This is a genomic window from Alteromonas halophila (assembly GCF_014651815.1).
Taxonomy (GTDB): domain Bacteria; phylum Pseudomonadota; class Gammaproteobacteria; order Enterobacterales; family Alteromonadaceae; genus Alteromonas; species Alteromonas halophila.
Genome location: NZ_BMXP01000013.1, coordinates 22,187 through 45,109, shown reverse-complemented (window position 1 = coordinate 45,109; position 22,923 = coordinate 22,187). Strand labels below are relative to the sequence as shown.

Sequence of the window (22,923 nt, the reverse complement as noted above, 5' to 3'; positions counted from 1 at the left end):
GTTACGCTTTGCTGATAAATACCAGGTGTCTGTCGCCGTCCTGATCCGGAACATCCACGTTGATGATATCGTCAATATGAAAGTGATTACTCACTTCGTCTAGCTCTGACTGAGGAAACTGACCTTTCAGAGCAAGAAATTGTCCCTTTGAATCTACCAGATGCGCACACCAGTGCAACATATCTTTTAGTGATGCAAAGGCCCGACTTAATACCACATCGTAGGGGGTATCCGGCGTGTGGGCCTCTACCCGGGACTGAATGGGCGTAACATTCTCAAGTTGTAGTTCGTAGGCGCACTGTTTTAAAAAGCGCACACGCTTTCCCAGACTGTCGAGCAACGTGAAGTGAGTTCCCGGTTGCATGATGGCCAGCGGGATCCCTGGCAGTCCGGGACCCGTACCAACATCAATCACCTGCGACGCACGAAGATGCGGCGCCACGCTGAGTGAATCCAGCACATGACGCACCATCATTTGTTGTGGATCACGCACCGAGGTGAGGTTATAGGCTTTGTTCCATTTGTCCATCAGCAGCACATAGCCTACCAGCGCGCTGCGCTGCTCGTCATGCAACTGCACGCCCAGGTTTTTGCAGCCCGCGTCCAGGATCTCGCCAAGTCTGTCTTTCAGATTCACCGTGTTATTCATGCAGACAGTGATTCCTGCTTACGTAAAATGCCGTGCTTTTTCATGTACACCAGCAACAGGGAAATGGCGGCAGGCGTGACGCCGGAAATGCGTGATGCTTTGCCGATGGTCTCCGGACGGGCATCGGACAGTTTAGCAATAACCTCATTGGACAATCCGGATATCCGGCTGTAGTCCAGGTCCGACGGCAACAGCGTATTTTCGTGGCGCTGCGCTTTGGCAATTTCGTCTAACTGACGGGCAATATAGCCGGCGTATTTAATCTGGATCTCAACCTGCTGGGCTGCAATAGGATCGGCCACGCCCGGCCCCAGACAGTCAATACTCATGAGCTGCTGGTAAGTCATTTCCGGGCGGCGGATCAGCTCTTCCAGCGAGTGTTCGCGACTTACCGGATTTTTCAGCATATCATTCAGGGCCGCTGCCGCTTCATGCTCGGGATGGATAAACTGGCCACGCAGGCGCTCCTGTTCCGCCTCCACCAGCTCCATTTTGCGGTTAAATGCCGCCCAGCGCGCATCATCGACCAGTCCTATTTCACGACCCAGTTTAGTCAGACGCATGTCGGCATTGTCTTCTCTCAGCAACAACCGGTACTCGGCACGACTGGTAAACATGCGATACGGTTCTTTGGTACCCATGGTTGCGAGATCATCGATCAATACGCCTATGTAAGCCTGATCACGACGCAGGATCAGCGGTTCTCGTTCCTGCACCCGCAGCGCCGCATTGGCACCTGCTACCAGGCCCTGAGCCCCGGCTTCTTCATAGCCGGTCGTGCCGTTGATTTGGCCAGCAAAATACAGATTGTCGATATATTTGGTTTCCAGGGTTTGCTTCAGATCGCGCGGATCAAAATAGTCATACTCAATGGCATAACCAGGGCGCACGATATGGGCATTTTCAAACCCTTTAATAGAGCGTACCAGCTCCATCTGCACATCGAAGGGCAGACTGGTGGAAATCCCGTTGGGATAAACTTCAATGCTGTTTAAACCTTCCGGTTCCACAAAGATCTGGTGTGAATCTTTGTCAGCAAAACGCATGATCTTATCCTCGATACTTGGACAGTAACGCGGGCCCACCCCCTCAATGATGCCGGAATACATGGGTGAGCGATCCAGTCCACCGCGGATAATCTCGTGGGTCTTCTCATTGGTATGGGTGATATAACAGGAAATCTGGCGCGGATGCATATCGCGGTTACCCATAAACGATACCACCGGCGCCGGGCTATCACCGGGTTGTTCCTGCATCACGCTGAAATCCAGCGAACGTGCATCAAGCCGTGCTGGTGTGCCGGTTTTAAGCCGATCTACGCGAAATGGCAAGGCACGTAACCGATCTGCCAGTGCGATCGCAGGCGGATCACCCGCGCGTCCGCCCCGATAGTTTTGCATGCCAATATGGATCGTCCCGCCCAAAAATGTACCCACGGTCAGCACCACGGTTTTGGCATGAAACTTAAGCCCCATCTGGGTCACAACACCGGTAACCTGATCGTTTTCTACGATCAGATCATCCACGCTTTGCTGGAATAAGGTTAGATTAGGCTGATTTTCTACAATGTTTCGGATGGCCTGTTTATACAGGCTGCGATCAGCCTGGGCACGGGTTGCACGCACGGCCGGACCTTTACTGGAATTCAGTGTTCTGAACTGGATCCCGCCGTGATCGGTCGCCAGGCCCATTGCACCACCTAAGGCATCGATTTCTTTTACCAGATGACCTTTACCAATACCACCAATGGCGGGGTTACAGGACATCTGTCCAATGGTTTCAACGTTGTGCGTTAACAGCAGGGTACGAACTCCCATCCGGGCAGCGGCCAGGGCGGCCTCGGTGCCTGCATGTCCGCCACCGACAACGATGACATCAAACGCTTGCTGATAAAACATAGTAACCTCGTGCACGTAGAAAAATGTGGCCTGATCCCGGTCTGTACGGAAAAAGGGCGCGTATTTTAGCTGAGATAGCGCGATAAGAAAACGGTTAAATTTTCTTCAAAACTGCGGCAGTGTGCTCGTGCGATCGGCTCTTATGATCTTAAGATCTTTATATGATCTCTTATTTTTATTGTTATTAGGATCGCACAGATCTGTTTATAAGTGTTTATTAACTATTATTTTCAGTTACTTGCGAGATTAATAAGTTTGGGAAACGTGGATCCATAAGTAGGATCAGATCCTGTGTATAACCCCCTTTGTTATCCACATTGCGATCTGCCGCTCAATTCATACAAAATTAGATCAAAGCTTATACACAGTGCTCTGGGGGATCATATCCACATCTCTGATCAATTTGTGATCGTCGTGGGGATAAGTTGTTTGCCAAACGATCGTGCGATCACAACAACGCCCGCATTTAACGGGCGTGATCGCTGATCAGGGTGTGGATTAGATCTTGTCCACACGGACGCTTCCTCCAGATGTTTGCAGTGTCAGGCGGGGACCGCCGCCGTTGATCTCACCATCAATGGATCGCTTTTTTATTCGTCCGTCAACGTTAAATTCGGTAGTAACACGCCCGCCACTGGTTGATGCATCAAGATCAATCTGCACATCTTCGGGCAATCTTGCCTTAATGCTGCCGCCAGACGTTCGTAACGTCGCATCTTGCGTAAGTTGCTTTGCAAACGTCACATCAATACTGCCACCGGAGGTGTGGGCATCAATTTCACCAACAATATCCTCGGTACGGATAGAGCCCCCAGACGTTCTTAAATCCACATCGCCTTCTATATTACCGATAATGATTGAGCCGCCTGATGTGCGGGCGTACACGTCGCCTTTAAGATCCTCCGTTTCTATGCGCCCGCCGGCGGTGTGTAAGTCGAGATCAAAGGTTCTGGGGACGGTAATGGTAAAGCTGGCTCTCAGGCGGTTCCCGCCCCACCAGCCGCTGCCCGTACTTTCTTTTTCACCGATGATGGTCAGATCATCACCCTCGTGCTCAAACTCAAGGCTAAAGTCGTCTTCATCATCACCTTCAATTTCAATGTCGACGAGGATTTCGTTTCTGTCATGGGTTTGTACGTGGATACTCCCGGTTTGTGTCTGCACTTCAAGCGTGCCACCCGGTGATGCGTTGAAGGTCCGTTCAATCTGTCTGGCAAATGCCTCAGGCGTGAGTAACAGAGCGCTGAGTAGTGCGGTGCGACATAGGGCAGTGATGGTCATAGTGATTCCTCGTTTATGCGACAACGGTGTGCAGCGTCGATTTGTACACCGTATACCTAAAGATAGTGGCTATCCTGGTTTTAGTCGCTGGGTAAACGCGGAAGGTTTAAATGCCTATTTTATTTGATTGGGCTGATAGCCCTGAGGAGCCGAGTGTGGATCATCCTCCTGGGAGACGGCTGTGCGTCGGCTGGGTCCGGAGAATCTGACCTTGTAGGTATCGTATTCCTTGATGGATTCAAAGCAGTAGCGCCCGACAGCCTGTTCTAAATCCTGCAGGTTATGGTTAGTGATGAGAATACAGTTTTTCTTATTAACCAGGCGCTGGCGCAGCAGATTACCCAGCCAGCTCTGGGTATTTTTCTTCAGAACGGTTTCGTTGACGCATACCTCATCCAGAATCAGCAGATCCACGTCGAGCAGTTCCTGATTGGCTTCACGGAACTTCTCACCAATATTGTCCTTTGCACTGTAATCGTAAGAGAAATAACGCATTTCCAGCAGCGTAGATAATTGCCGGTAGAGTACCGAGATTTCATACTGTTCAATTAGCTGATGGGCCATAGCACCTGCTATGTGCGACTTGCCACGGCCATAGTCACCATAGAACAGCATCATATGCGAGCCACTCTGACGCCAGGACGGATCATCATGCGCAGCAATAAAGGATTTGGCTATCGAAATCGCCTCAATTACATCATCGCTGTCTTCTATCAGGTTGGCAAAGGTCCATTTGGGATTCAGATCGGAACGACCATGAATGGTTTCTATGCGCTCCTGCTTGGTACGTTGCTGCAACGCCTGAATATCCTGACTGGCCTGTTGCTCGTACTGTTTGCGCAGCGTCGGATAGTCGATGTACTCACCGTCCATCTCTGGCTTTTTGTTCATCGCTCTTGCGAGATTAGCGATGCGATCTTTAATTGATTCCATAATTACGATTCAGGCTTCTTGGCGGCGTATTTCTCTACCAGTTTACGGGCATTATCATCCGCTTCGACACCGGCTGCAACCTTGGTGGTCTGGTTACCTACGCGACGGGTTGGCACATAACCGGCCGCGAGACGCTTTTTACGCATGCTGTAGGCAAACTTCTGAGTCCACTGAAATAAACTGAATACCGCGTCTGGCCGCCCTAGCCAGTAGGCCACGAACTCGCCCACATCCTGGTCATCAAAGTCACTGTCGATGACGCCCATTAAGGCTGTAAGCTCTTTATACAGAGCGTTGTCGGGTTGCCAGTGACGCGTCATACCAGTGTGGGTGGAATGCAGAGTCTCAAAAGCAGACTGCGCCAGTTTGCACAGCGGCAGCATCACCTGCTGACCGTTCAGCGAATGTTCAAAGTCAGTCCCGCTGACAAGGGTAACTAACCCCGCGCTGTCCAGCTGTTTTAATAAGCTGTTGATCTGGCGACCGCGCTGATAAGGGGCATCTTTGTTATCCGCATTTAACAGTGTCAGCAATGCGCGATAGTCCAGGGGCGCACTGGCGCCGGTTTTCTCATTCGCGTCAGGTCTGAGTCCCAGGCAGTATAATACGCGTGCATCATTGGCAAGCGGTATGTGTAAGGCGGCACGCTCTGCATCGTTTAATGTCATAGCATTAGCTACGTATCCTGGATCGAAACCAGTTCACGGCTTCATCTTCAGGAATAGGGTGGTGCAGAACATCAATATGCAGCGGTTTTTCCAGCAAGGTGGCGCCACCTTTCCTGAGCAGTCCTTCCATGGTTTCGGCACCAAAGCAGAAGGTGTCATAGCTGCTGTCGCCCAGGCCCACGATATACGCTGAAATATCACTGAGATCGGTGTTTTCCAGTGAGGTGGCAAACGGCTGAATGTTATCCGGCAAGTCGCCGGCGCCATGCGTAGATGTACAAACCACCCAGACACTGTCTTTGGGAATGTCGTCCAGTGCTGGCTCAAGGTGAATCTCAGCCTGGCCATTGTGTTCACGAATGACCTCGGCCAGTGCATCAGCCACATATTCAGCGGCGCCCAGCATGGAACCAACAATGATGGAATAACGGGTGCTCATACTATTTACCAATACAGAAAGAAGAGAAGATCTTACCCAGCAAATCGTCGGAGGTAAATTCACCGGTGATTTCGCTTAAGTACTGATGGGCTAAACGCAGCTCTTCTGCAAGCAGCTCACCGGCCATGTTGTCCAGCAGTTGCTGCTGACCACTTTGTATATGTGTATGGGCCTGACCAAGAGCATCAAGGTGCCGGCGGCGGGCAATAAACTGGCCTTCTGTGGTGGTATCCAGACCCATGGTATCGGCCAGGTGTTTGCGTAACAGGTCCACCCCTTTGCCCGAACGTGCAGATAAGCTGATCACGCCGATATCCCCGTGCGCTGTCGTGACATGCTGATGGCCAATGGATTCATCCACCAGGTCGGCTTTATTGCGAATCACCGTGACCGGGATCCCGGCGGGCAACTTTTGCATGAACTCCGGCCAGATGTCATAGGGATCGATGGTGCTGGTTTGTGATACATCGACCACAAACAGCACCTGATCGGCCTGTTCAATGGCCTGCCAGGCCCGCTCAATGCCGATTTTTTCTACTTTATCCGGGCTGTCCCGTAAGCCGGCCGTGTCAATAATGTGCACTGGCATGCCGTTTATATCGATGTGCTCACGCAATACATCCCGGGTTGTACCGGCGATATCGGTAACGATGGCGCTGTCACGACCGGCCAGGCTATTAAGCAAACTGGACTTACCGGCGTTAGGTCGTCCGGCAATCACCACCTGCATACCTTCGCGCAGCAAACTGCCTTGCTTGGCCTGTCGCATAATGCTGTCCAGGCTTTCGACAATGGCGGATAAATCTGCTGCCACTTTACCATCGGCAAGAAAATCAATTTCCTCGTCGGGAAAGTCGATGGCGGCTTCCACATACATCCTAAGATGAATAATCTGATCACTTAAGGCATGAATGCGCTGGGAAAAATCCCCCTGCAATGAACGCATGGCACTGCGGGCTGCCTGTGCAGAGCTGGCATCGATTAAATCGGCAATGGCTTCGGCCTGTGCCAAATCCAGCTTATCATTCATGAACGCCTGTTCTGAAAACTCTCCCGGTCGCGCCAGACGCGCCTTGCCAGTGGCCAGTACGGCATTAAGCAGCATATCCATTACCACCTGCCCGCCATGACCATGCAGCTCAAGCACGTCTTCACCGGTGAAGGAGTGCGGATTTACAAAGTACAGAGCGAGCCCCTGATCAATGACATTGCCATGCGCATCATAAAAAGGGGTGTACACAGCCTGACGCGGTGGCAGCGATTGTTTTACCAGTGCCTCAGCGATGTTGCCAGCCTGTGGACCGGATACCCGCACAATACCCACACCACCACGACCTGGTGCGGTGGCCTGGGCGGTGATGGTCTCTGATGAAAAGGCGCTATCTGTCATGATTAATCGCGGAAGTTTTTAAACTGGAACGGCTGACCCAGATCGGACTCTTTTACCAGCGCCATGGCCTGCTGCAAATCATCACGTTTCTTGCCGGTCACCCGCAACTCGTCGCCCTGAATCGCCGTTTGTACTTTCATTTTGCTGTCTTTAATCAGCTTAACGATTTTTTTGGCGATGGGCTGCTCTATCCCTTCTTTGAAGATGATGGTCTGGCGATACGTTTTGCCATGGTGATCAAAAGGCTTTACTTCCAGTGCGGAGGTATCAACCCCCCGTTTCGCGCAGGCGCCGCGGAACATCGATTCCATTTGCTGCAGCTGGAATTCGGCTTGCGCGGTCATGACAACGGTTTTGTCTTTATATTCAAAACTGGCATCAACACCGCGAAAGTCGAAGCGTGTGGACAGTTCACGACTGGCATTTTCCGTGGCGTTGCGCACTTCTTCCATGTTGATTTCAGAAACAATATCAAATGATGGCACGTGTTTATCCTCTTAGACAAAACAGCCCGCGTGATGCGGGCTGTACAGAAGGTTATGATTTCGAACTTATACCACGCTTTTCCATATTGGCGTATATCATTCTCGCCTGAATAAGCGTAATTACATTACTGACCAGCCAGTAAAGTACCAGACCTGCCGGGAACCACAGGAAGAAAATACTCATCATGACCGGCATGAACTGCATAATTTTCTGCTGCATCGGATCACTAATGGTGGTTGGCTGCATTTTTTGCAACAGGTACATGCTGGCGCCGGTCAGGATTGGCAGCACGAAGTACGGGTCTTTCACCGACAGATCAGTGATCCACAGGATGAAGTCAGCGTGGCGTAACTCCACACTTTCCATGAATACCCAGTATAGCGCCAGGAAAATCGGCATCTGCAGTAACAGTGGCAGACAGCCACCCATGGGATTCACCTTTTCCTTTTTATACAGTTCCATCATCGATTGCGACATCTTCTGACGGTCATCGCCATGACGCTCTTTTAACTGCTGCATCTTCGGCGCCAGATTACGCATGCGCGCCATCGACTCGTATTGCTTCTTGGTAAGCGGGTACATGGCGCCTTTCACGATAATCGTGATAAGGATAATGGCAAAGCCCCAGTTTCCGACCAGACTGTGCAGGAACTGCAGCAGGTGAAATAAGGGTTTGGATATCCACCAAAGGATGCCGTAGTCCACCGTCAGATCCAGGCCGCGTGCCAGCTTCGCCAGGTTATCCTGATCTTTTGGCCCCATGTACAGAGTCGAGGTCAGACGTTGTGATTCGCCAGACTGGATAGTGGCAGGCTCGCCCAGAAAACCAATAACTGCATAGCGATCTGACAGATTACGAGAGTAGATGGTATTGGTCTGATCCTGTGGTGGCACCCAGGCAGACACGAAATAATGCTCAAGCATCGCTGCCCAGCCAGCCGCGGTTTTACGGCGCAGATTGCCATCTTCAATATCGCCAAAGTCATATTTGGTATAACGCTCGTCTTCGCTTGAGAATGCGGCACCACGGTAGGTGGGCATAAACATCATGCTGTCATCCTGCTCCACCTGTGTATCCTGCTTAAGTTGCGCATATTGTTGCACGGAAGCGGGGGTAGCCGTGTTATTAGTAATGCTGAAGCTGACATCGACATTGTAACTGTCGCGGTTAAAGGTGAAGGTTTTTGTGACTTCAAGGCCTTTATCGTTGCGCCAGGTTAACGGAACCTCAAGTGTATCGCCGGTCATTTCATAAATTTCTTTCTCGGCGCGGTAAACAGGCCGGCCCTGACCACTTGCATCGGGACCCTGTGCACCGACCAGGCCACTTTGCGCAACATGTAGCCCGTTTGATGAGCGCAGCAGGCTGTACGGTTCTTCGGCACCCTGTTTCACCGGAAACTTCAGCAGGTCGGCAACAATCACGTCACCCCCTAATAAATCGATCCGCAAATCCAGTGTATCGGTGCGAACAACAATAGTGCGCGCAGTATTTTGTTGTACAGGAGCAGGTGCAGCATCCGAAACGGGGACATCTGCGCTGCTTTGATTGCCTGCTGAAGTGGCGTTGCCGGATGCGGAATCGTCAAATGACGGAACTCCCTGGCTCTGTGCGCCGGCGGTTTGAGATTCAGAAGACGACATTTCCGTCTGGGCGACTGGCTGAGGCCCATAATCTTTCTGCCATTGCTGCCAGAGTAAAAAACTTACCAGCGCAAGGCCAATTATCAGAAAACTTCGTTGCGATTCCATAGAGGTCTCTTTATTTTGGGGGTTTCTGTTGTTGTTTTTCCGGTACCGGATCAAAACCACCGGCGTGCAAAGGGTGGCATTTTAATATGCGTTTGATTGATAACCAACCGCCAATTAGCAATCCGTGAGTTTTTAGTGCTTCAAGCGCGTAAAATGAACAGGTTGGATGAAACCGGCAACGTTGCCCAAGGATAGGAGAAATGAACCACTGGTAGCACTTGATGATGAAAAAGGGCAGGGCAATGGTTAGTCGCTGCAACGCTTTGCTAACTTTTTCCATAACTTTTCCAGGATGGTGAACACTTCCTGATTTGACAGATTGTCGGCGCCACTTTTTCCAATCACGATGATATCGACATTGGGCAGGTGTTGTCGCTTGTGACGAAAACTTTCCCGGATCAGTCGTTTTATTCGGTTTCTGTCATGTGCCTTACGAACGCGTTTTTTAGAAATGGTTATACCCAGACGCGGCGTCGGGTTATCACTTTTTCTTGCTAAAACGGTAAAGGAAGGGGATACAGCAGGGGTGGCGTTATCAAAAACATGCGTAAAGTGGGAGGGAGTTAACAGACGTAACTCCCTGGAAAAGTGATTTTCACCCACTTTGGACTAGCGCTATCGGTTATGCTGAAAGACGAGCACGACCTTTTGCACGGCGAGCCGCCAGCACTTTACGACCGTTTTTAGTCGCCATGCGGGCGCGGAAACCGTGAGAACGCTTGCGTTTCAGATTGCTCGGTTGAAATGTTCTTTTCATGACCAAAGTCTCACTTGTTTAATTAACTTCAGGCGTTTCATCGGTATTACACAGCCAACTACTTGCTGTGCCCGCCTGAAAGCCCACTCAAAAAGGACGCTGAACTATAGAGATCTCGCGGCCTAATGTCAATGTCCTGTGCGGTGAAATAACACTTTTTTGGTTGGTTTTTTGTGCATTACACAAATAATCAGCGTCGATGTGGTGACCTGAGGCTGCATGTTTGTGAATAAAAAAATAAATAAAATAAAATTATCCACAGTTTGCCGTTGACATCACTTAAAAACGGTAAAAAACGTAACATTATCATCCGGATCTATATCGCTGATCATCGATACAGTGATCTGCGATCGTAGCAGGGTTTATTTTTAATTTTTTAATTAATCCTTTAAATACATAAGTTTATGTTTCTGATCAGAAAGATCGCAACAGATCAATATTTACATTGAAGCAGCTTGCGAGGATAATCCACAGGACAAGAAAAAAGAAAACTAATTCTCTCGCTGTTACCCGATATCTGTTGCATTGGTCTTATCGTTAGACGGAGTGCGCTATTGCCCGTCGGCCCCTTATTTATTGGTTCTTACAGCGAGCACCGGAGCTATGTTCGCCTATGTCACTTTGGAATCTTTGCCTGGAGCGGTTAAAACAGGAATTGCCGACCCAACAATTCAGTATGTGGATAAGGCCATTATCATCTGAGGAAGAGTCGGGATCGCTCGCGCTTTATGCGCCAAACCGCTTTATTCTCGATTGGGTCCGGGATAAATACCTTGATAAAATTTCTCAGCTACTTGCCGAGTTTGCAGGTAGCGATGCCCCTGCGCTGCGCCTGGATGTCGTGAGCCGAAATCACGCGCCAACGGCGGTTCGTTCACGTCCTTCGGTGACGCCTAAAGACGTTCCGGATAAACCCGCGCAGCGTGAAGCCGGCTCCGGTCAGTTTCAGGGGAATGCGGGTTATGTACAGCAGAATGACGAGAAAGCGACCAATACCGTTGCTGTCGCCAGAGGGAGCAATGCGCCGTCTGTTGTCCCTATTCCTGAGGGAATGAAGCACAAGAGTAATATCAATCCCACGTATAAGTTCGAAAACTTTGTCGAAGGTAAGTCAAACCAGCTGGCACGGGCAGCGGCGACACAGGTGGCGAATAATCCTGGGGGCTCTTATAACCCCTTGTTCATTTATGGTGGCACCGGTCTGGGTAAAACTCACCTCTTGCATGCGGTAGGGAATGGCATCATCGCGAATCGTCCAGATGCTAAAATTGTTTATATGCACTCCGAACGCTTTGTGCAGGATATGGTGAAGGCACTGCAAAACAACGCTATTGAGGACTTCAAACGGTTCTACCGTTCTGTTGACGCGTTGCTTATTGATGACATCCAGTTCTTTGCCAATAAAGAACGGTCACAGGAAGAGTTCTTCCATACCTTTAATGCATTGCTGGAGGGGAATCAGCAGATCATCCTTACCTCTGATCGTTACCCTAAAGAAATTGACGGTGTAGAGGACAGATTGAAATCCCGATTCGGCTGGGGATTAACGATCGCCATTGAACCGCCTGAGCTGGAAACACGGGTCGCCATTCTCATGCGCAAAGCGGCCGAAAACAGAATTCAGTTGCCAAATGAAGTTGCTTTTTTCATCGCTAAGCGACTGCGCTCCAATGTGCGGGAACTGGAAGGCGCGTTAAATCGCGTGATTGCTAACGCGAACTTTACCGGCCGGCCTATTACTATCGACTTCGTACGTGAAGCGTTGCGGGATTTGCTGGCACTACAGGAAAAACTGGTAACGGTAGACAACATACAAAAAACCGTCGCTGACTATTATAAAATCAAGGTTGCTGATATTCTGTCTAAACGCAGAAGCAGAAGCGTTGCGCGCCCGCGTCAGGTCGCTATGGCGTTAGCCAAGGAACTGACCAATCACAGCTTGCCTGAGTTAGGGAATGCGTTTGGCGGGCGGGACCATACAACGGTCCTCCATGCCTGCAGAAAAATAGAGCAGCTTAGAGAAGAAAGTCATGATATAAAAGAAGACTATAAGAATCTGATTCGTACATTGTCTTCTTAACCAACCGCGAGGCGAGATCAAAGAGCGATGAAATTTACCATTAGCCGCGAAAAGTTTTTACAGCCCCTGCAATTGGTATCAGGTGCCGTCGAACGGCGTCATACGCTACCCATTCTGTCCAATGTTCTCATAAAAGTAAGTGAGGACGCACTTTGGCTAACGGGCACTGATCTCGAGGTGGAGCTTATTTCCAGTATTAAGCTGGAAGGCGATTTTACGGAAGGTGAAATCACTGTTCCGGCTAAAAAGCTGTTTGATATCATTCGCGGGCTGGCCGAAGGCACGCAAATTGATTTTAGCGTCGACGGCAGTAAAGCTTTGATCCGTGCTGGTCGGGGACGTTATACCTTATCGACACTGTCTGCCAGCGATTACCCTAACCTTGAAGATTGGGAAGGGGAAGTCGAATTTGAGCTGTCTTGCAGTGACCTGAAACGGTTAATCGACTCTACGTCTTTCTCAATGGCGCAGCAGGATGTGCGCTATTACTTAAATGGCATGTCACTTGAAACCGAAGAAAATGTCATCCGCACTGTGGCCACCGACGGCCATCGCCTGGCATTGTGTCGCCTTACCTATGAAACCCAGTTGCCTGCGCGTCAGGTGATTATTCCACGCAAAGGTGTCATGGAAATTTCCCGTCTGATTGGTGAGGATGATAAGTCTATAAAAATTCAGATAGGTGCTAATCACCTGCGAATGTTTTCTACCGACTTTATTTTTACCAGTAAGCTTGTAGACGGTCGTTTCCCTGACTATCGCAGGGTACTGCCAAAAGATGGTGATAAGGTCGTTCAGGCAAGTAAAGCGGTGCTTAAAGATGCGTTTTCACGAGCCGCGATCCTGTCGAATGAAAAATTCCGCGGTGTGCGTCTTAACCTGGCATCAGGTGAACTGAAAATCACTGCGAACAACCCTGAGCAGGAAGAAGCTGAGGAAATGGTTGATGTCGATTACCAGGGCGATGAACTCGAAATTGGCTTTAACGTTGCCTACCTTATTGATGTCATGAATGCGTTGGTTTCGGATAAGATCAAAATCAACCTTTCAGATTCTAATGCCAGTGCGTTGATCGAAGACGCGGAAGACGACGCGGCACTTTACGTCATTATGCCGATGCGTTTGTAGCTCTGTATAGTAGCTGCTAATTAAGGAGTGGGTATTGGTTTAAACCATACCCCCTTTATGACACACCTTCCTGCTCGAGCTTTACTATGAAACTGGACAAAGTCCAGCTCCACAACTTTAGAAATATTCCGCGTGCCTCTTTGACACCGTCACGTGCACTTACCGTAATTTGCGGTAAAAATGGAAGTGGCAAGTCTTCTTTAATCGAAAGTCTTTATTTTCTTGGTTTTGGTCGTTCTTTCAGGACCAAACGCTATCGCTCCGTTATTAATCATGATGCCGCGTCCTTCAGTGTTTTTGCACTTTGCCATAACGAGCAGGGGGAAACGTATCGCGTGGGATTAGAACGTCGTGAAGATGAGCCCTTCACCTGTAGCATTAATGGTGAACATTCTAACCGGTTGGCCGATTTGGTGAGCCTACTTCCCGTACAGCTTTTTACACCTCAAAGTACCGATTTAATACTGGGTTCACCGTCAGAACGTCGTCGGTTTTTGGATTGGGGATTGTTCCACGTGGAACAATTATTCCATCAGTACGCGGGACAATACAGAAAACTGCTTCGTCATCGTAATGCGTTAATCAAGCAACAGGCAGATTTGGGTGCGCCGCAAAACCGTTACTGGGAAGAGCAGTTTGTCGAATGTGGAGAGCGTTTGACGGCGTTTCGGCAGCGATACGTTGAGCAATTACGCCATCACTTCGAAAATATCGCCAGTGAATTTTTGCCAGAGTTTGCGGTGACACTGTCGTATTACAAAGGCTGGGAAAAAGACGCGTCTTTAACCGAAAGCTTGGTTAAAAAGCGTGAGTATGATGGTAAAATAGGGCATACATCATCGGGGCCTCATAAGGCCGATATGCGGCTAAAGATTGATGGGGTTAATGCCCAGGAGATATTATCCCGAGGACAGCTAAGAATGGCGGTTGCGGCGTTACAACTTGCGCAAACAAACCTGTTTACTCAGTTAACGTCACGCAAATCAATATTCTTACTCGATGATGTCGGTGCGGAACTAGACAGCGACAAGCGAGAACGATTCATCGATGGCCTATTGCAGGTTGATACGCAGGTATTCGTCACAGCAATTGAGAAGTCGCAACTCGACTTTATTGAAAAATATGAAGATAAGAAAATGTTTCACGTGGAACATGGAAGCGTGAAAGAGGAGTAAAAGACAGTATGTCAGAGCAGAACAACTACGACTCGTCGAGTATCAAAGTACTCAAAGGACTTGATGCGGTAAGAAAGCGCCCAGGAATGTACATCGGTGATACGGACGATGGGACCGGACTTCACCATATGGTTTTCGAGGTTGTTGATAACTCAATCGACGAAGCATTAGCAGGACACTGCTCGGAGATTACTGTTCAAATCCATACCGATGGATCCGTTGCAGTATCAGATGATGGTCGAGGCATCCCTACCGAAATTCATGAAGAAGAGGGCGTCTCTGCGGCTGAAGTGATCATGACTGTACTTCATGCAGGCGGTAAATTCGATGATAACTCCTACAAAGTATCAGGGGGCCTGCATGGTGTAGGTGTTTCTGTAGTGAATGCGTTGTCCAGCAAACTGAAACTTCGTATCAGACGCGCGGGTAAAACCTATGAGCAGGAATACCAGCACGGCGTGCCCCAAGCACCGCTAGGCGTTATGGGTGACACGGATTCAACGGGTACCATGCTACGCTTCTGGCCGAGTCATGACACCTTTACCAACACCGAATTTCATTACGATATTCTGGCTAAGCGCCTGCGTGAGCTGTCATTTCTTAACTCTGGTGTGTCTATTCGACTGAAAGACGAACGTGATGGCCGTGAAGATCATTTCAAATATGATGGTGGTATACAGGCCTTCGTTGAGTATCTGAATGATAAGAAAACTGCCATCCATCAAAAAGTGTTTCACTTTAGCAGTGAAAGGGATGATGGCATCTCGGTTGAGGTGGCAATGCAATGGAATGACAGCTTTCAGGAAAGCATATTCTGCTTTACTAACAACATTCCACAACGTGATGGCGGTACGCATCTGGCAGGTTTCCGTGGTGCGCTTACGCGTACGTTAAACAACTATATGGAAGCTGAAGGACTGAATAAAAAGTCCAAAACCAGTGCCAGTGGGGATGATGCTCGAGAGGGGCTGACAGCGGTAATTTCTGTGAAAGTACCCGACCCTAAATTCTCCTCTCAAACTAAAGATAAACTGGTTTCTTCTGAAGTTCGCCCGGCAGTTGAGTCTGCGATGAACGAAAAGCTGGCAGAGTTCCTACTCGAACACCCTACAGAAGGTAAGGTGATAGCAAATAAGATCATCGATGCCGCGCGTGCTCGTGAAGCAGCACGAAAAGCCCGTGATATGACTCGCCGTAAGGGGGCGTTAGATCTGGCCGGCTTACCCGGCAAACTCGCAGATTGTCAGGAAAAAGATCCGGCGCTCAGTGAGCTGTATATTGTGGAGGGTGACTCAGCCGGTGGTTCAGCGAAACAAGGTCGTAACCGTAAAAATCAGGCTATTTTGCCGTTAAAAGGTAAAATCCTGAACGTAGAAAAAGCACGTTTTGATAAAATGCTGTCTTCCCAAGAAGTCGCGACGCTGATCACTGCGCTTGGTTGTGGCATTGGTCGTGACGAGTACAATCCGGATAAGCTTCGCTACCACAGTATCATCATAATGACGGATGCTGACGTTGACGGTTCGCACATCCGTACACTGCTACTGACTTTCTTTTACCGTCAAATGCCTGAAATTATTGAACGTGGGTATGTCTATATCGCGCAACCACCTTTGTATAAAGTTAAAAAAGGCAAGCAGGAACAGTATCTTAAAGATGATGACGCGCTGATCAATTATCTAACGTCTATTGCACTCGATGGTGCGTCACTGCATACCAGTGATGACGACCCGGGTATCAGCGGTGTAGCCCTCGAAGAGCTAGTTAAAAAATACCAGGCTGCCGATAAAATGATTGAGAGAATGCGTCGCGTAATGCCAGCAACCATTCTCTATAGAATGATTTATACGCCAACTATCGATCTCACTGATCTCAAAGATGACACGAAGCTGGACAATATTGCTAAGCACTTTGTTGAGCAACTCACTGAGCGTGAGAATGATGGTGCAACCTATCGCCATGAAATTCGTCGCGACAACGAACTCAGCGAATTCTATATCACCATCATAATGCGCATGCATGGTATTGATTACGAGTACCACATCGGGCATGACTTTATTGATTCGACCGAGTACGAGCGCTTAAAAGAGCTTAATCACTCTATTAATAACATGATGGATAACAACGCATTTGTGCGTAGAAATGACCGCAAACAGCCAGTAGAAGCATTTAAGGATGCACTTGACTGGTTGATGGGTGAAGCTAAGCGTGGTCAGTATATACAGCGTTACAAAGGGCTGGGTGAGATGAACCCAGAGCAGCTTTGGGAAACGACGATGGATCCCGAAGGACGTCGTATGCTGCAAGTGACCATCGAAGATGCCATTGCCTGTGACCAGTTGTTTACTACGCTGATGGGTGATCATGTTGAGCCTCGTCGTGAGTTTATCGAAGCTAATGCACTTAAGGTAGCAAACCTGGACGTATAGTCTCTGGTAAAGGTAGCTAAATCATAAAATGGCCAGCCAATAGAGCTGGCCTTTTTTATGCCGTTATATAAGTCGAGAAAGGTAATCTGACTTCTTAGTGAGGAGCACACAGCTGATTGCATGGTTAATAACATAAGATGGAAATAGTTACGCAGTGACCTTGCAGACTATGAGTCAATATAGCGTTTGATAGCTAGGTGCGAGTAAGAGGGGAATTACCTGACACTGATACTTGTTAGCTAGGTCAGCATTACCAAGAGTTTTTTAAATTCAATTATCCGTATGAACAAGTGCATAATTGTTGAGGTGAATTGCGGTTACAAAGAATTATGCGCTGTTAAAATATCATTTTTCAGTGTGTTTCACGTGGAACATAGTAAGACAAAAGTGGTTAATCACAGGTTTGGTATGCAAAATCTTTCTATGCGCTTCTTCTTCTCATTCTACATGTCATTACTGCTTTCAGTGTTGATGTCTGGGTGGGTAACATTCATTAATATTGGGCTGGAGAGTAATTTTGTGGGTAGCTGGGTGCATGCCTTTCTACTTGCCTGGCCGGCAGCATTCGTCATTGCTTTTCTTTGTTCGGGGAAGGTTCGCATCCTTGCGGAAAAAACAGTTGCTGGACTAACTAAAAAATAGCACTGAGCTACTGTTTGGAGACGACCAGGGCCACTTCATCACCACTGGCAGGTGTGAGCGTAAAACGGTATACACCGGTTGTCGACGGGGTGAATTGAAGATTCTTTTCGCCAGGGTTACAGACAATGTAAATCACACTGTCAGTATTCACTGGCTGACCCGGATACTTCGCACCGCAAGTCTGCGCTGGCGTCCAGTTTGCGTCTGATACCCGAAAATCATAGGGCTGACCATCTGCAATCAATTCGACGTCAACATACCAGCCCGTGCTACTTTGCTGAAAGTTAAACGAGGAGGTGGCTTCCCACCAATTAAATACGCCTCGTAAATACAGCTTATTAAACTGGATATCAGGGGAGTCATTCACACCGGGTATGGGAAAATTAGTACTGGAACTACACCCACTAAGAATTACAAAAAGCGATAACAGTATACTTCGTTTTATCACACACTGCTCCTTAACTAGCCAGGAGGGCGGACGGCGCCATACGTGACGCCGCAACATGGAACATTGATTACGACTTTGCCAGAAGTGAAATATCTGCGGTAATCAAAAACAGTTTACGTAACAATGCCAATAAATTCAGCCTGTTTCGTCTCACTTTCTCATCGTCCGCCATGACCATAACATTGTCAAAAAATGCATCAATGACATCGCGTAATGTGGCCAGTAAGCGCAATGTCTCGCCGTAATTCTGACTGACTGCGCTTTGCTCAACATCTGCCTGAATGGCGCTGAGCGCATCATACAGCGCCACCTCTTCATTCTGGCTCAGTAATTGTTTATCTACATCCGTGTTGTCTAACGACACCTTCTGCTTTGACAGTATGTTGGCAACCCGTTTATTGGCGGCGGCGAGCGCCTCTGACTGCTCCAGCTGTTTAAATTCAGAGACAGCATCAATGCGGGCTGCATAGTCAGCGGGCGCAGTAGGGCGCCTTGCTGACACTGCCTGAATAACATCGATGCTAATGCCCTGATCCTGAAGCAAAGACACGAACCGGCCTAATACAAAGTCTACAACCTGGTCTTTGCAATCTTGATTCGTCAGCTTGTCACCATACACATCAATGGCAGAATCAACCAAAGACGCAAGATCCAGCGCCAGGTTATTCTCAGTGATAATACGCAGCACACCAATGGCGGCGCGACGAAGAGCAAAAGGATCTTTATCACCCTTAGGCAACTGACCGATACCGAAAATGCCAACCAGTGTGTCGAGCTTGTCTGCCAGAGACACGGCAGAACTGACCCCTGTTGAGGGAAGGCTATCACCGGCAAAGCGGGGAAGGTACTGCTCATACAGTGCTTGTGCGACTGGCGCCGCTTCACCGTCGTTTTGCGCATAGTACATGCCCATCACACCCTGAACATCCGGGAACTCCATAACCATATTGGTCATGAGATCAGTCTTTGACAGCAAGCCTGCACGTTGTGCCTGAGTTGCATTCGCGCCAATTGCCGATGCGATTTGACCAGCTAACGCCGCAATACGCTGTGATTTTTCCTCCAGAGTACCAAGCTGCTTCTGGAACAGAACACTTGCCAGCTTAGGCAAACGGCTTTCCAGACTGTGCTTTTTATCACTGGTAAAGAAAAACTCTGCATCAGCAAGGCGGGGACGAATGACTTTCTCGTTACCATCAATAACCTGTTTCGGGTCGCTACTGTCTATGTTGCTAACAAACAGGAACTGGTTTGACAGGGAGCCGTCTTTGTTCAACAACGGCACATACTTCTGATCGTCCTTCATGGTATAGATGAGTGCTTCTTTGGGCACATCTAAAAACGCCTCATCAAAGCTTGCCTGCATCACCACCGGCCACTCTACCAATGAGGCAATTTCCTCAAGCAGGCTGTCATTAAAGTCCGGTGTTAAACCGAGCGTCGCAGCAGTCGCTTCAAGTTGTTGCTTTACCTTGTCTTTTCTTGCAGTGAAGTCAGCCAGTACATAATGTTCTTCCAGTGACGTGGCATAGGTATCGGCATGCGGAAGTTCAAAGCGTGCTTCGCCATGAAAGCGGTGACCCTGGATGATACGGTCGCTGGTCAGCCCCAGTGCCGAGAGATTGATAATTTCACTGCCGTACAGCACTGTAAGAGTATGAACAGGACGAATAAACTGCGTGTTACTGCTTCCCCAACGCATAGGCTTGGGAATGGGCAACTTATTGATGGCCTGGTTGAGCAATGCTTCAAGCAGACTGGCGATGGGCTGTCCTTTAACACTGGCTTTGTGTAGCAGCCATTCGCCTTTATCGGTGCTCAGGCGTTGGGCATCGCTCACGGCTATACCGTTACCTTTTGCCCAGCCTAACGCAGCTCTGGTTGGCTCGCCTTGCTCATCAAATGCCGCAGAAACCGCGGGACCGCGCTTTTCAACAACTTTATCGTGCTGGCTCTCTGCAAGGTCAGAGACATACACAGCAAGCCGGCGTGGAGCGGCAAACCAATTAACAGAGGCATAATCAAGTTCAGCACCGACCAGCGCTTGCTCAAACTGTTGTGCAAAACTTTCACCTAACGTGCGAAGAGCCGTTGGCGGTAATTCTTCGGTGCCAAGCTCAATGAGTAGATTTTCAGTGCGCACGTTATACCTCCTTATTGCACAATGGGAAACCAAGCGCTTCACGCTTGTTGTAATAGCTCTCGGCACACGCTTTTGCCAGCGACCGGACACGCAGTATGTAACGTTGACGCTCGGTGACAGAGATGGCGTGACGTGCATCAAGCATGTTAAATGCGTGCGACGCTTTCATCACCTGCTCATAGGCGGGCAGGGGGAGGTCGCTTTCTATAAGCGACTGACTGGCCGCTTCACATTCGTCGAAAGTGCGAAACAAGGCGTCAACGGTGGCGTGTTCGAAGTTATATTCAGACTGTTCAACTTCGTTCTGATGGAAAACATCACCATAAGTGACTTTGCCAAGCGGACCGTCTGTCCACACAAGGTCATAAATGCTGTCGACGTCCTGAACATACATTGCCAGACGCTCAAGCCCATAAGTGATCTCGCCAGTGACAGGCTTACACTCAAGGCCGCCCACCTGCTGAAAATAGGTGAACTGAGTTACTTCCATACCGTTTAGCCAGACTTCCCAGCCAAGTCCCCAGGCACCAAGCGTCGGCGACTCCCAGTTATCTTCGACAAAACGGATATCATGGACCAGCGGATCGAAGCCTAATTCTTTAAGCGAGCCCAGGTAAAGTTCCTGAATATTATCCGGAGATGGCTTAAGCATTACCTGAAACTGATAATAATGCTGCAGCCGGTTTGGGTTTTCGCCGTAGCGACCATCAGTAGGGCGACGGCAGGGCTGCACATAGGCACTGCTCATAGGCTCAGGGCCCAGCGAGCGCAGAAATGTCATTGGGTGGAAGGTGCCTGCGCCAACTTCCATATCCAGTGGCTGAATGATAACGCAGCCTTGTCTGGCCCAGTAATCTTGAAGCGCCAGAATTAACCCCTGGAAGGTTTTAATATCGTACTTTTGCATACTTCCGCTGCTTTACTGTAATTTGATTGCATAAAGGTGGGATAGTATACAATCTGAGAGCCTGTGTATGTAGGTGTAACATAGGAAAAACGCCGATTGTATGCAGATTTAATAGGAAAAAGGCGATGCATAATGACAAGCTCTCCCGGTGTGGCTGGCTGACAAATGATCCACAGTATATTGAGTACCATGACAATGTTTGGGGACGTCCGGTTACTGACAGTAAGACGTTGTTTGCTAAGTTGTGTTTAGACGGTCAGCAGGCAGGGTTGTCATGGCTGACGATCCTGAAAAAACAAGCCAGTTACGAAGCGGCTTTTCACCATTTCGACCCGCATCGCATCGTGGCAATGACCGACGGCGAACTTGATGCACTCATGCACAATAAAGGGATTGTCAGAAACCGGCTTAAGATAGCCTCTGTGGTTAAAAATGCCAGAGGGTATCTGGCCATTGAAAAAGAGATGCCCTTCACTGATTTTATCTGGCAGTTCACTAACCACAAGACCATCATCAACGCCTGGGATTCGCTGTCACAGGTGCCCACGGCAACAGAGGAATCAAAAGCGATGTCAAAAGCGCTGAAGAAGAGGGGCTTTTCATTTGTGGGAGAAACGATCTGCTATGCGTTTATGCAGGCAGTCGGAATGGTGAACGACCATGAGACACACTGCCATTGTTACGCATCAGCGTGTGCTGAGGCACGACGCTGATGCACAGACAGGCTTAGGCTACAACTGCTGACAAAACTGCCGGATTTCGGGCAGTTCAGCCAGTACCTTTGATTCATGCTCCGACTCTACTTGCTCACGCGCTTTGTCCTGCCGCCACTTCTCTTTAGGTGACAGCTTTTTGCGTGCTTCAAGGACTGCGAAGCCACTGATCTCGGTAAACAGCTGATGAATGCTCGGGAACTTTTGCCGGTAATCGGGGGGCGACTGAATGGGCAGGGCATCAAGCAAATTCACCACCCGAATAGCACCTTCAGACAGTTCACACTGTTGTTGTTCCATTGCCAGGGTAATCGTCAGAATACTTTCAGTAATGGTACTTACCCGGGCATCACGCACCTTCTGCTGACGCTGATTTTGCTGCCTCAGCATAAACAGTAACCTGCCAGCATAAATACCAAGCCCGGCAATGATAGCGAGGCCAGCAAGCAGAAGTAATGTCCACATCATAGCTAACCTCTAGCGTTTGTAATCATCGATATTAATCGCGTCCAGTGAGTCAAGCGGATCATCCTGATCATCGGCGGGCGTATCTTCTTCCAAATCAATGCCCAGCATTTCACATAACTGACCATGTCTGGTCACGCTTTTGTCAACATAGGCCTGTTGCTCACGATTCAGCGATTCGCCAGCATCAAGCTTATCCAGAAGCGAAGCGAGTCGCTCATCGGCTTCAAGGGCGGCGAGCTCTTCAGCCGGTGTGGCATAGCGACGCTTTTGCTGGGGCGTCTGGCCATCCTTGTTAGTCGACTTCACAAGTGGCACTGGCTTTTTGCTGCCATGACGAGGGTCCGTTTGCTGTGGACCGCCACCGTTACCGCGCTTTGAGGAGGATGCGACATTATGCCGGTTGCCGGCGGGTTTGCCCTTGCTGGGTTTTTTCACCCGGTCAGAGCGGTTTTCTCCAGGCTTGCGATCGGGATCTTTTCTAACACCGATAAGCCCAACTTTACGGGATTTTTTATTGCGTGGCATAGGATCCTTCAG

At 49.2% G+C, this 22,923-nt stretch carries 23 protein-coding genes; 6 read left to right on the top strand and 17 right to left on the bottom strand.

Annotated elements, in window-relative coordinates:
- Position 1 precedes the first annotated feature (1 nt).
- The 12 genes from rsmG to rpmH all read right to left on the bottom strand — a co-directional run bounded on the left by rsmG (position 2) and on the right by rpmH (position 10,253).
- Entirely contained in the window at positions 2 to 649 is a 648-nt protein-coding gene (rsmG, locus tag IE054_RS16765) for a 16S rRNA (guanine(527)-N(7))-methyltransferase RsmG (protein WP_189408334.1), read from the bottom strand.
- Entirely contained in the window at positions 646 to 2,547 is a 1,902-nt protein-coding gene (mnmG, locus tag IE054_RS16760; protein ID WP_189408332.1) for a tRNA uridine-5-carboxymethylaminomethyl(34) synthesis enzyme MnmG, read from the bottom strand. The genes rsmG and mnmG overlap by 4 nt, the downstream gene beginning before the upstream one ends.
- 498 nt (positions 2,548 to 3,045) lie before the next feature.
- Positions 3,046 to 3,828 carry a DUF4097 family beta strand repeat-containing protein gene (locus IE054_RS16755; protein WP_189408331.1) on the bottom strand — a complete coding sequence of 261 codons (783 nt, stop codon included), beginning with the start codon at positions 3,826 to 3,828 and terminating at the stop codon, positions 3,046 to 3,048.
- Between the two features lie 114 nt (positions 3,829 to 3,942).
- Positions 3,943 to 4,761 (bottom strand): ATP-binding protein, encoded by an 819-nt coding sequence (locus tag IE054_RS16750; protein ID WP_189408329.1) that lies wholly within the window; start codon positions 4,759 to 4,761, stop codon positions 3,943 to 3,945.
- Between the two features lie 2 nt (positions 4,762 to 4,763).
- Positions 4,764 to 5,429 carry a DnaT-like ssDNA-binding domain-containing protein gene (locus tag IE054_RS16745; RefSeq protein ID WP_189408327.1) on the bottom strand — a complete coding sequence of 222 codons (666 nt, stop codon included), beginning with the start codon at positions 5,427 to 5,429 and terminating at the stop codon, positions 4,764 to 4,766.
- 4 nt (positions 5,430 to 5,433) lie between these two features.
- The gene (gene mioC / locus IE054_RS16740) at positions 5,434 to 5,868 is read right to left on the bottom strand and encodes an FMN-binding protein MioC (RefSeq protein WP_189408326.1); all 435 of its coding nucleotides are present in this window, start codon (positions 5,866 to 5,868) and stop codon (positions 5,434 to 5,436) included.
- A 1-nt stretch (position 5,869) separates the two neighbouring features.
- Positions 5,870 to 7,258 carry a tRNA uridine-5-carboxymethylaminomethyl(34) synthesis GTPase MnmE gene (gene mnmE / locus IE054_RS16735; RefSeq protein ID WP_189408324.1) on the bottom strand — a complete coding sequence of 463 codons (1,389 nt, stop codon included), beginning with the start codon at positions 7,256 to 7,258 and terminating at the stop codon, positions 5,870 to 5,872.
- A 2-nt stretch (positions 7,259 to 7,260) separates the two neighbouring features.
- Positions 7,261 to 7,743: a YajQ family cyclic di-GMP-binding protein gene (locus IE054_RS16730; RefSeq protein ID WP_189408323.1), complete on the bottom strand. Its 483-nt coding sequence runs from the start codon at positions 7,741 to 7,743 to the stop codon at positions 7,261 to 7,263.
- 52 nt (positions 7,744 to 7,795) lie between these two features.
- Positions 7,796 to 9,496 carry a membrane protein insertase YidC gene (gene yidC / locus IE054_RS16725; RefSeq protein WP_189408321.1) on the bottom strand — a complete coding sequence of 567 codons (1,701 nt, stop codon included), beginning with the start codon at positions 9,494 to 9,496 and terminating at the stop codon, positions 7,796 to 7,798.
- Positions 9,497 to 9,506: 10 nt separating this feature from the next.
- The gene (yidD, locus tag IE054_RS16720; protein ID WP_373293943.1) at positions 9,507 to 9,755 is read right to left on the bottom strand and encodes a membrane protein insertion efficiency factor YidD; all 249 of its coding nucleotides are present in this window, start codon (positions 9,753 to 9,755) and stop codon (positions 9,507 to 9,509) included.
- A complete protein-coding gene (gene rnpA, locus IE054_RS16715; protein WP_189408318.1) occupies positions 9,743 to 10,099 on the bottom strand; it encodes a ribonuclease P protein component in 357 nt (118 codons plus the stop codon). Before rnpA ends, yidD begins: the two co-directional genes overlap by 13 nt.
- Before the next feature lie 19 nt (positions 10,100 to 10,118).
- On the bottom strand, positions 10,119 to 10,253 hold the full coding sequence (gene rpmH / locus IE054_RS16710; RefSeq protein ID WP_014290886.1) for a 50S ribosomal protein L34: 135 nt from the start codon (positions 10,251 to 10,253) through the stop codon (positions 10,119 to 10,121).
- Between the two features lie 613 nt (positions 10,254 to 10,866).
- Between rpmH and dnaA the strand changes: the two genes are divergently transcribed.
- The 5 genes from dnaA to IE054_RS16685 all read left to right on the top strand — a co-directional run bounded on the left by dnaA (position 10,867) and on the right by IE054_RS16685 (position 17,707).
- Complete coding sequence (gene dnaA / locus IE054_RS16705; RefSeq protein WP_189408317.1) at positions 10,867 to 12,333, top strand: chromosomal replication initiator protein DnaA; 1,467 nt, start codon at positions 10,867 to 10,869, stop codon at positions 12,331 to 12,333.
- A gap of 27 nt (positions 12,334 to 12,360) precedes the next feature.
- The gene (gene dnaN, locus IE054_RS16700; protein ID WP_189408314.1) at positions 12,361 to 13,461 is read left to right on the top strand and encodes a DNA polymerase III subunit beta; all 1,101 of its coding nucleotides are present in this window, start codon (positions 12,361 to 12,363) and stop codon (positions 13,459 to 13,461) included.
- Between the two features lie 86 nt (positions 13,462 to 13,547).
- Positions 13,548 to 14,636 (top strand): DNA replication/repair protein RecF, encoded by a 1,089-nt coding sequence (recF, locus tag IE054_RS16695; RefSeq protein WP_189408313.1) that lies wholly within the window; start codon positions 13,548 to 13,550, stop codon positions 14,634 to 14,636.
- Between the two features lie 8 nt (positions 14,637 to 14,644).
- On the top strand, positions 14,645 to 17,065 hold the full coding sequence (gyrB, locus tag IE054_RS16690; RefSeq protein WP_189408312.1) for a DNA topoisomerase (ATP-hydrolyzing) subunit B: 2,421 nt from the start codon (positions 14,645 to 14,647) through the stop codon (positions 17,063 to 17,065).
- A 408-nt stretch (positions 17,066 to 17,473) separates the two neighbouring features.
- Positions 17,474 to 17,707, top strand: coding sequence for a DUF2798 domain-containing protein (locus tag IE054_RS16685; protein WP_189408310.1), 234 nt, complete (start codon positions 17,474 to 17,476; stop codon positions 17,705 to 17,707).
- 7 nt (positions 17,708 to 17,714) lie between these two features.
- Here IE054_RS16685 and IE054_RS16680 read toward each other — a convergent pair whose 3' ends face one another.
- From IE054_RS16680 to glyQ, 3 genes are all read right to left on the bottom strand, one after another.
- Entirely contained in the window at positions 17,715 to 18,155 is a 441-nt protein-coding gene (locus IE054_RS16680) for an early set domain-containing protein (RefSeq protein ID WP_308428293.1), read from the bottom strand.
- A 67-nt stretch (positions 18,156 to 18,222) separates the two neighbouring features.
- Positions 18,223 to 20,298 carry a glycine--tRNA ligase subunit beta gene (gene glyS, locus IE054_RS16675; RefSeq protein WP_189408308.1) on the bottom strand — a complete coding sequence of 692 codons (2,076 nt, stop codon included), beginning with the start codon at positions 20,296 to 20,298 and terminating at the stop codon, positions 18,223 to 18,225.
- A gap of 1 nt (position 20,299) precedes the next feature.
- Entirely contained in the window at positions 20,300 to 21,205 is a 906-nt protein-coding gene (glyQ, locus tag IE054_RS16670) for a glycine--tRNA ligase subunit alpha (RefSeq protein WP_189408306.1), read from the bottom strand.
- 125 nt (positions 21,206 to 21,330) lie between these two features.
- On the opposite strand from glyQ, the gene IE054_RS16665 reads away from it, so the two are divergent.
- Positions 21,331 to 21,918: a DNA-3-methyladenine glycosylase I gene (locus IE054_RS16665; RefSeq protein ID WP_189408304.1), complete on the top strand. Its 588-nt coding sequence runs from the start codon at positions 21,331 to 21,333 to the stop codon at positions 21,916 to 21,918.
- A gap of 18 nt (positions 21,919 to 21,936) precedes the next feature.
- On the opposite strand, the gene IE054_RS16660 is transcribed toward IE054_RS16665, so the two are convergent.
- Entirely contained in the window at positions 21,937 to 22,386 is a 450-nt protein-coding gene (locus tag IE054_RS16660; RefSeq protein WP_189408303.1) for a DUF2489 domain-containing protein, read from the bottom strand.
- Between the two features lie 9 nt (positions 22,387 to 22,395).
- The gene (yihI, locus tag IE054_RS16655; protein ID WP_189408301.1) at positions 22,396 to 22,911 is read right to left on the bottom strand and encodes a Der GTPase-activating protein YihI; all 516 of its coding nucleotides are present in this window, start codon (positions 22,909 to 22,911) and stop codon (positions 22,396 to 22,398) included.
- Positions 22,912 to 22,923 lie beyond the last annotated feature (12 nt).